Origin of the sequence: Streptomyces sp. rh34 (genome assembly GCF_002551245.1) — a bacterium.
Classification (GTDB): Bacteria; Actinomycetota; Actinomycetes; order Streptomycetales; family Streptomycetaceae; genus Streptomyces.
This window is the reverse complement of the sequence record NZ_NTGZ01000030.1, coordinates 34,349-43,672: the sequence shown is the minus strand read 5'-3', so window position 1 is coordinate 43,672 and position 9,324 is coordinate 34,349. Positions and strand designations below refer to the sequence as shown.

At 72.2% G+C, this 9,324-nt stretch carries 6 protein-coding genes; 4 read left to right on the top strand and 2 right to left on the bottom strand.

The features are described from left to right. Together CR470_RS09195 and CR470_RS09190 are read left to right on the top strand one after the other, a co-directional pair. Nucleotides 1-2,360 (top strand): AAA family ATPase (locus tag CR470_RS09195; RefSeq protein ID WP_179892189.1); only part of this gene is annotated, 2,360 nt, incomplete at its 5' end. A 217-nt stretch (nucleotides 2,361-2,577) separates the two neighbouring features. Further along, nucleotides 2,578-3,996 carry a sugar porter family MFS transporter gene (locus CR470_RS09190; protein ID WP_097867069.1) on the top strand — a complete coding sequence of 473 codons (1,419 nt, stop codon included), beginning with the start codon at nucleotides 2,578-2,580 and terminating at the stop codon, nucleotides 3,994-3,996. Nucleotides 3,997-4,066: 70 nt separating this feature from the next. Here the strand turns inward: CR470_RS09190 and CR470_RS09185 are convergent, their stop codons facing one another. After that, nucleotides 4,067-5,023, bottom strand: a complete 957-nt coding sequence (locus tag CR470_RS09185) for an LLM class flavin-dependent oxidoreductase (protein ID WP_097867068.1) — start codon at nucleotides 5,021-5,023, stop codon at nucleotides 4,067-4,069. 210 nt (nucleotides 5,024-5,233) lie between these two features. On the opposite strand from CR470_RS09185, the gene ftsY reads away from it, so the two are divergent. Next, nucleotides 5,234-6,445, top strand: a complete 1,212-nt coding sequence (gene ftsY, locus CR470_RS09180) for a signal recognition particle-docking protein FtsY (RefSeq protein ID WP_097867067.1) — start codon at nucleotides 5,234-5,236, stop codon at nucleotides 6,443-6,445. A 130-nt stretch (nucleotides 6,446-6,575) separates the two neighbouring features. Here the strand turns inward: ftsY and CR470_RS09175 are convergent, their stop codons facing one another. Continuing rightward, entirely contained in the window at nucleotides 6,576-7,223 is a 648-nt protein-coding gene (locus tag CR470_RS09175; RefSeq protein ID WP_097867066.1) for a bifunctional DNA primase/polymerase, read from the bottom strand. 457 nt (nucleotides 7,224-7,680) lie between these two features. Here CR470_RS09175 and nsdA point away from each other — a divergent pair, with 457 nt between their 5' ends. After that, nucleotides 7,681-9,156 carry a transcriptional repressor NsdA gene (gene nsdA / locus CR470_RS09170; RefSeq protein ID WP_097867065.1) on the top strand — a complete coding sequence of 492 codons (1,476 nt, stop codon included), beginning with the start codon at nucleotides 7,681-7,683 and terminating at the stop codon, nucleotides 9,154-9,156. The last annotated feature ends 168 nt before the right edge of the window (nucleotides 9,157-9,324 follow it).

Genomic DNA, 9,324 nt, shown 5'->3' with positions numbered 1-9,324 from the left:
CCCTGGGGCTGCGCCGCAAGGACGGTACGGGCGCGCTGCTCGGGGCCAGGGACCGGCTGGCCGGGCTCCTCGGCCCGGCCGCCGAACTGCTGACCGTCGAGCCCGGGTACGAGATCGCGGTGGCCGCCGCCCTCGGCACGGCGGCGGACGCCGTGGCCGTCACGGACCCGGCCACGGCCGCCGACGCGATCCGGTTGCTGCGGGAACGGGACGCGGGGCGCGCGGCGATGCTGGTGGGCGCGGCCACCGCCACCGCAACCGGCGGGCCCCATCACGTACCGGAACAGTCCGGTGAGCAGGAACGCGGGCGGGAGGAAGCTCCCGTACGGGAGGAGGCCCTCGCAGGCGAAGAAGCCCTCGTACGCGAGGAGCCCCCCGTCCGCGAGGCCCCCGTCCGCGAGGCCCTCGTCCGCGAGGAAGCCCCGCGTCCCGCGGCTGCCGTGCTGCCCGGACAGGGCGGAGAGCCCGGAGGCATGGAGTCCGCATCCGCCGCGCAGCACCTCGGCACGGACGCCGCGGCGCTCCCGGCGCGTGGTGCCGCGACGACCACCGCCCCCGGCGTGCCCGCCGTCGGCGACCTGGTGCGGGGGCCCGCCGCGCTGCTCGGGGCCGTACGCCGACTCGTCCAGGACATGGTGGTCGTCGGGACGCTGGAGGACGCCGAGGAACTGGTGGCCGCGCGCCCCGGGATCACCGCGGTGACCGGTGAAGGGGACGTGCTCTCCGCCCACTTCGCACACGGCGGGTCCGCCGGGGCGCCCAGTCTCCTGGAGGTGCGGGCCTCCGTCGAGGCGGCCGCCGCCGAACTGGCCGGCCTCGCTGTGCGGTGCGAGGAGCTCGCCGAGGCCCAGCGCCTGGCGGGGGAGCGGCGCACGGAGCGGACCGCGCTCGTCGAGGAGCTGGGGGAGCGCCGCCAGCGGGCCGAGCGGGAGAAGTCCGGCTTCGCCCAGCAGCTCGGGCGGCTCGCCGGGCAGGCCCGGGGCGCGGCAGGCGAGGCCGAGCGCATGACCGCGTCCGTCGCCCGCGCCCAGGAGGCCCTGGAGCGGGCGACGGAGGAGGCCGAGGAGCTGGCCGAACGGCTGGTGGTCGCCGAGGAGGCTCCGGCGGAGGAGGAGCCCGACACGTCCCGGCGGGACCGGCTCGCCGCCGACGGGGCCAACGCCCGCCAGACCGAGATGGAGGCCCGGCTCCAGGCCCGTACGCACGAGGAGCGGGTCAAGGCGCTGGCCGGCCGCGCCGATTCGCTGGACCGGGCCGCCCGTGTCGAACGGGAGGCGCGCACCCGTGCCGAACAGCGCCGGGCCCGGCTGCGGTACGAGGCCGAGGTCGCCTCCGCCGTGGCCTCCGGGTCCCGTCAGCTGCTGGCGCACGTCGAGGTGTCCCTCGTACGGGCCGACCGGGAGCGGACGTCGGCCGAGGCGGCGAAGGGCGGGCGGGAGCGCGAGCTGGCCGTCGAGCGCGACCGGGGCCGTGGGCTGAAGGGCGAGCTGGACAAGCTCACCGACTCGGTCCACCGGGGCGAGGTGCTGGGCGCGGAGAAGCGGCTGCGGATCGAACAGCTGGAGACGAAGGCCCTGGAGGAGCTGGGCGTGGAGCCCGCGGGGCTGGTCTCCGAGTACGGGCCGGACCAGCTCGTGCCCCCGTCGCCCGCCGCCGAGGGCGAGGAACTGCCGGAGGACCCGGAGCATCCCCGTAACCGGCCGAAGGCGTATCTGCGGGCCGAGCAGGAGAAGCGGCTGCGGTCGGCCGAACGGGCGTACCAGCAACTCGGGAAGGTGAATCCGCTCGCCCTGGAGGAGTTCTCGGCGCTGGAGGAACGGCACAAGTTTTTGTCCGAGCAGCTTGAAGACCTGAAGAAGACCCGGGCCGATCTGCTCCAGGTGATCAAGGAGGTCGACGAGCGGGTCGAGCAGGTCTTCACGGAGGCCTACCGGGACACCGCCCGCGAGTTCGAGGGGGTCTTCTCGCGGCTCTTCCCCGGCGGCGAGGGGCGGCTCGTCCTGACCGACCCGGACAACATGCTCGCCACCGGGGTGGACGTCGAGGCGCGTCCGCCGGGCAAGAAGGTGAAGCGGCTCTCCCTGCTGTCCGGCGGCGAGCGGTCCCTGACGGCGGTGGCGCTGCTGGTCGCGATCTTCAAGGCCCGGCCCAGCCCGTTCTATGTGATGGACGAGGTCGAGGCCGCGCTCGACGACACCAACCTGCAGCGGCTGATCCGGATCATGGCGGAGCTCCAGGAGAGCTCCCAGCTGATCGTGATCACCCACCAGAAGCGGACGATGGAGGTCGCCGACGCGCTGTACGGCGTGTCCATGCAGGGCGACGGGGTCTCGAAGGTCATCAGCCAGCGGCTGCGCTGACTTTTTACCGAATCATCAGAAGTTCAACGCACCTTTTGCGCACTCCTGGGTACACGCGGATCGAGATCGGATCGACCCGCTGTTTGACTTCGCTTCTTGAACGCATAACCTCTCCAAAGTTGATTTCGCCTTCAAGTGGTGGCGGGCCGGATGTTGTGCCCCACTGGGAAGGCTCACCCCCCCACGTCTGACTTGCGGCCAGGCATCAGGAGTTCACGTGACCAGCACAGCGAACGGACCCGCGTCCGGGGCCCGAGCGGCCCATCCGGACCACCTCGGCCATGTCATCTTCATCACCGCGGCCGCGGCGATGGGCGGCTTCCTCTTCGGCTACGACAGCTCCGTCATCAACGGGGCCGTCGAGGCGATCCGCGACCGGTACGACATCGGCTCCGGCACGCTCGCCCAGGTCATCGCCATCGCGCTGATCGGCTGTGCGATCGGCGCCGCCACCGCCGGCCGGATCGCGGACCGGATCGGCCGCATCCGCTGCATGCAGATCGCCTCGGTGCTCTTCACGGCCAGTGCGATCGGCTCCGCGCTGCCGTTCGCGCTCTGGGACCTGGCGATGTGGCGCATCATCGGCGGCTTCGCCATCGGCATGGCCTCCGTGATCGGCCCCGCCTACATCGCCGAGGTCTCCCCGCCCGCCTACCGCGGCCGGCTCGGCTCCTTCCAGCAGGCCGCGATCGTCATCGGCATCGCCATCTCCCAGCTGGTGAACTACGCCGTCCTCCAGATCGCCGACGGCGACCAGCGCGGCGAGATCCTCGGCCTGGAGGCCTGGCAGTGGATGCTCGGCGTGATGGTCGTCCCGGCCATCCTGTACGGGCTGCTCTCCTTCGCCATCCCCGAGTCCCCGCGCTTCCTCATCTCGGTCGGCAAGAAGGCCGAAGCCCGCAAGATCCTCGAAGAGGTCGAGGGGAAGAACATCGACCTCGACGCCCGGGTGGCCGAGATCGAGACCGCCATGCACCGCGAGCACAAGTCCTCCTTCAAGGACCTGCTCGGCAACCGCTTCTTCTTCCTGCCCATCGTCTGGGTCGGCATCGGCCTGTCGATGTTCCAGCAGCTCGTCGGCATCAACGTCGCGTTCTACTACTCGGCGACGCTCTGGCAGTCCGTCGGCATCGACCCGACCGACTCGTTCTTCTACTCGTTCACCACGTCGATCATCAACATCATCGGCACGGTGATCGCGATGGTGCTGGTGGACCGGGTGGGCCGCAGGCCGCTCGCCCTCGTCGGCTCGGTCGGCATGGCCGTCGCGCTCGCCGTCGAGGCCTGGGCCTTCTCCGCCGACCTGGTCGACGGCAAGCTGCCCGAGACCCAGGGCGTGGTGGCCCTGATCGCCGCCCACACCTTCGTGCTCTTCTTCGCCCTGTCGTGGGGTGTCGTCGTCTGGGTCTTCCTCGGCGAGATGTTCCCGAACCGCCTGCGCGCCGCCGCCCTCGGCGTCGCCGTGTTCGCGCAGTGGATGGCCAACTGGGCGATCACCGCCAGCTTCCCGAGCCTCTCCGACTGGAACCTCTCGGGGACGTACATCATCTACGCCTGCTTCGCCGTGCTCTCGATCCCCTTCGTGCTCAAGTTCGTGAAGGAGACCAAGGGCAAGACGCTGGAAGAGATGGGCTAGGGGGGCATCCCCCCGCTGCCCCTCTCCTCGTGTCACCGCCCCGGCTCACCCGAGCCGGGGCAGTGCTGTGTCAGGCGGTCGCTCCGCAGAACAGCCGCAGGCTGCTCCACCCCTCCTCGACCGGCATCCCACCGCACAGCGGGTGCAGCACCAGGCTCTCCGCCTCCAGGGCCTTCAGCCCGTCGGGCGTGACGATCCGGTACACCCCCTCCTCGCGCAGCTCCGCCACCGTCGCCGCCGACGAGCGCACCGCCGAGCGGATGTCATCGGACTGCCACGAGGCGTACGTGCGCGCCTCGTGCAGCAGGTGCTCGCCGTACAGCGCCCACGTCCGCTCCGGGTCCTCGGAGACGTGCAGCAGCGGTGTGCGCGCCGCGGGCATCATGCAGAAGCCCTCCGTCCCGTACTCGGCGCGCCGCTCGTGGTAGTACGCCTCCAGCTCCGGCAGATGCGCGCTCGGGAACAGCGGCAGCCCCAGCCGGGCCGCCCGCCGCGCCGCCGCCCGCGAGCTGCCGCCGACCAGCAGCATCGGGTGCGGGCGCGTGTACGGGCGCGGGGTGACACGTACCGTACGGCCCCGGTACGGGAACGGCTCCCCGGTCCACGCTGCCAGCAGCGTCTCCAGCAGCTCGTCCTGGAGTCTGCCGCGCCGCCCCCACTCGACCCCGGCCCGTTCGTACTCCTCGGGGCGGTAGCCGATCCCCGCGACCGTCACCAGCCGGCCCGAGCTCAGCAGGTCCAGCACCGCGATGTCCTCCGCGAGACGCAGCGGATCGTGCAGCGGGCCGATGATCGCCGAGACGGTCACCGCGATCCGGCGGGTGGCGCCGAAGACCGCCCCGGCGAAGGTGAACGGGGAGGGCAGCCAGGAGTTCGCCACCCCGTGGTGCTCCTCGGTCTGCACCGTGTCGACGCCGTGCTCGTCCGCGTACGCCGCCATCTCCAGGGCGGTGCGATAGCGGGCCGAGAGCGATACGGGTGTGGCTTCGGGATCGACGAGATTGAACCGGACCACTGTGAAGGCCATCGGAGGCGTCCCTTCGCCGAGGCGGCAGGCAGGCAGACAGACAGGCAGGCGGGCATCTGGCGGGCGGCGGCACCGTAGCTGACGTAGCGTCAGAAGGGTAGGGGTCGGTGTTCGCATTACCGCCAAAAGGTGCATATGGCCCCGATGGATCGCCTGGAGGGCAGCCGGGGCAGCGCCCGCGCCACGGCCGTGGCCGATACTGGACGGGTTATGGAACTCGTCGAAATCGTCATCCTCGCTGTAGTCATCGCCCTGGTCGCTGTCGGCCTGGTCGGCGGGCTCGTGGTCGGCAGCCGCAAGAAGAAGAAGCTGCCGCCCCCGCCGCCGAGCGCGCCGACCATCACTCCTCCCGCCGAACCGCAGGTCGGCGAGGAGGCCGAGACGCCGCGCGACGAAGCGCGGCGCACCATCGACGAAGTCGGCCTCCCGGACGCCACCGCGCCCGCGGAGGAGGCCCCGGTCGCCGAGGCTCCCGCGCCGCCCGCGCTGGAGGTCCCCGAGCCCACGGCAGGCCGGCTCGTCCGCCTGCGGGCCAGGCTCGCCCGCTCGCAGAACTCGCTGGGCAAGGGGCTGCTCACCCTGCTCTCCCGCGACAATCTCGACGAGGACACCTGGGAGGAGATCGAGGACACCCTCCTCACCGCCGACGTCGGCGTCGCCCCCACCCAGGAACTGGTCGAGCGGCTCCGCGAGCGCGTCCGGGTGCTCGGCACCCGCACCCCGGAGGACCTGCGCACCCTGCTCCGCGAAGAGCTGATCACCCTGCTCGGCCCGGACTTCGACCGCGAGGTCAAGACCGAGGGCGGCGCCGAGACCCCCGGCGTCGTCATGGTCGTCGGCGTCAACGGCACCGGCAAGACCACCACCACCGGCAAGCTGGCCCGGGTGCTCGTCGCCGACGGCCGCAGCGTGGTGCTCGGCGCGGCCGACACCTTCCGTGCCGCCGCCGCCGACCAGCTCCAGACCTGGGGTGAACGGGTCGGCGCGCGCACGGTCCGCGGGCCCGAGGGCGGCGACCCGGCGTCGATCGCCTACGACGCGGTCAAGGAAGGCATCGCCGAGGGCGCGGACGTCGTCCTCATCGACACCGCGGGCCGGCTGCACACCAAGACCGGCCTCATGGACGAGCTGGGCAAGGTCAAGCGCGTCGTGGAGAAGCACGGCCCGCTGGACGAGATCCTGCTCGTCCTCGACGCCACCACCGGACAGAACGGCCTCGTCCAGGCCCGGGTGTTCGCGGAGGTCGTGGACATCACCGGCATCGTCCTCACCAAGCTCGACGGCACCGCCAAGGGCGGCATCGTCATCGCGGTCCAGCGCGAGCTGGGCGTACCGGTGAAGCTGATCGGCCTCGGCGAAGGGGCGGACGACCTCGCCCCGTTCGAGCCGGGCGCCTTCGTGGACGCCCTGATCGGCGACTGACCCGCGTTCTTGAACCCGCACGGCCCCGCACGGCGGACGGGCGGCGGCTCCCCGCGAGGAGCCTGCCGCCCGTCCGCCGTTCCCGTGCGCCCGCGAGGGGGCCCGCCGCCCTCCGCCGTTCCCGTGCTCCCTACGAGCGGTGGCAGACGTACGCCAGGGTCCCCAGCAGCAGTCGCGCCTGCGGGGGAGTGGCCGCCGTGTCCAGCAGCGGGGGCCGAAGCCAGCGGACCGGGCCGAGGCCGCCGAGGTCGGAGGGCGGGGCGGTGATGTACGTCCCCGGGCCGAGGGCGCGCAGATCGAGGCCCGCGTCGTCCCAGCCCATCCGGTAGAGCAGCTCGGGCAGCTCGGCGGCGGCCCCGGGGGCGACGAAGAACTGCGCCCGGCCGGTCGGTGTCACGGCGACCGGCCCCGACGGCAGCCCCATCCGCTCCATCCGCACCAGGGCGTGCCGCCCGGCCTGCTCCGCGACCTCCAGGACGTCGAAGGCGCGGCCCACGGCCAGCAGCATCGCCGCTCCCGGCGTCTCGGCCCAGGCGTCCGACGCGCGGTCCAGGCCGGTGCCCGCCGGGACCTCCCGGGCGAAGCCCAGCGGGTGGGCTCCCGGTGCCGGGCAGGCCGTCTCGCCGCATGAGCAGGAGCCCGCCTCGGCCCGCGCCCCGGGCGTCACGGCCCAGCCCCACAGCCCTGTGTACTCGGCCACCGCCGTGCCCGCGGCGCCGCGGTGGCGTCGCCGCGCACCGGATCGCATGTCCCGGATGCCGCCGATCGTGAAGCCCATGCCCCCTCCAACGGGTCCGACTCATCGGTGGTTACGACCCGCGTTGCTCGGGTAACCCTCCGTCGCTGAAACTCGATCGAGTGGCGTGCGCGGTAGCGCGAAAGGGAGTGCGCCACGGAGTGCGCGCCCCCGAGTGCTGCCATCCGCTCGCCCTCGGTCCTGGTTGCTCAAGTCAAGCGCGCCCGGCGGCAGTCGGGTTCATTCGAAGGGGTGGCGAATGGTGGCGTTTCTTCAATCCCCCTCGCGGGAGAGGTGATCGTAGGATTACCGTCGGTACACGAACCCTGGGAGTATGTGCACTCACGGGTATGCCGAGGGCGACCCGATTTCCTGTTCGACGACGTCAGTGATGTCGGTGATGTCGATGGGGTTTTCAACTCCCGTACGGACAGCACCGACGCACGGCATTCTGATAATGGTTCGCGCGATGAGGTTTCGGCGGGATGGGGGCGTTCCAGTGAGTGGCAGCGGCGCAGGCGACACGGATGCCGGAAAGCGCCCCAACGGGCAGTTGGGGTCGTGGTTCGTGCGCAGTGGCTGGTCCAAGGGCGAGCTGGCACGCCAGGTGAACCGACGGGCGCGGCAGATGGGCGCCCTCCACATCAGCACCGACACCTCGCGGGTGCGGCGCTGGCTCGACGGGGAACAGCCGCGCGAGCCGATCCCGCGCATCCTCTCCGAGTTGTTCTCGGAGCGCTTCGGCACCGTCGTCGCCATCGAGCAGCTCGGGCTGCGCACCGCCCACCAGTCACCCTCGGTGGCCGGAGTCGACCTGCCCTGGGCCGGCCCCCAGACCGTCGCCCTGCTCAGCGAGTTCTCCCGCAGCGACCTGATGCTCGCCCGGCGCGGCTTCCTCGGCAGCTCGCTGGCGCTGGCCGCGGGGCCGGCCCTCATCGAGCCGATGCAGCGCTGGCTGGTGCCCGTCCCCGCCCAGAGCCCCGGCGAGCCCGAGACCCCGGCCGCCGCCCACCGCCCCTCCCGGCTCTCCCGGCCCGAGCTGGACCTGCTGGAGTCGACCACCGCGATGTTCCGGCAGTGGGACGCCCAGTGCGGCGGCGGACTGCGCCGCAAGGCCGTCGTCGGGCAGCTGCACGAGGTCACCGACCTGCTCCAGGAGCCCCAGCCGGGGCCCACCGCCCAACGCCTCTTCCGCTGCGCCGCCGAACTGGCCGAGCTGGCGGGCTGGATGAGCTACGACGTCGGCCTCCAGCCCACCGCCCAGAAGTACTTCGTGCTCGCCCTGCACGCCGCCAAGGAAGCCGGGGACAAGCCGCTCGGCAGCTACATCCTGTCCAGCATGAGCCGTCAGATGATCCACCTGGGCCGCCCCGACGACGCCCTGGAGCTGATCCACCTCGCGCAGTACGGCAGCCGCGACTGCGCCACCTCCCGTACGCAGGCGATGCTGTACGCGATGGAGGCCCGCGCCTACGCCAACATGGGCCAGCCCAGCAAGTGCAAGCGGGCCGTCCGGATGGCCGAGGACACCTTCCTGGACGCCGGTCTCGACGGCGAGCCCGAGCCCGACTGGATCCGCTTCTTCTCCGAGGCCGAGCTGAACGGGGAGAACGCCCACTCCTACCGGGACCTGGCCTATGTCGCCGGCCGCAGCCCCACGTACGCCTCGCTCGCCCAGCCCGTCATGGACAAGGCCGTCGAGCTGTTCGGCGAGGACGACGAGCACCAGCGCTCCTACGCGCTCAACCTCATCGGCATGGCCACCGTCCATCTCCTCCAGCGCGAGCCCGAGCAGTCCACCGTGCTCGCCGCCCGCGCCCTGAAGATCGCCAAGAAGGTCCGCTCCGAGCGGGTGAACACCCGCCTGCGCAAGACCGTCGACACCGCTGCCAGGGACTTCGGTGACGTGGCCGACGTCGCCCGGCTCACCGAGCTGCTCCACGAACAGCTGCCGGAGACCGCCGAAGCGGTCTGACCGGCACCCCGGCCCCGGCCGCGGCTCCCCTTCCGTACAGCCCGACTCGGCTCCCCCATTGCCTGGTCACGCGGAGGGCCGCCGTGGCCGGTTTCGTGTTCTTCCGGCCCCCGGGCGGTGCCACCGCACCGTATGCGGTGTGCGCCGCGGGGCAGGCGGCGCACCGGA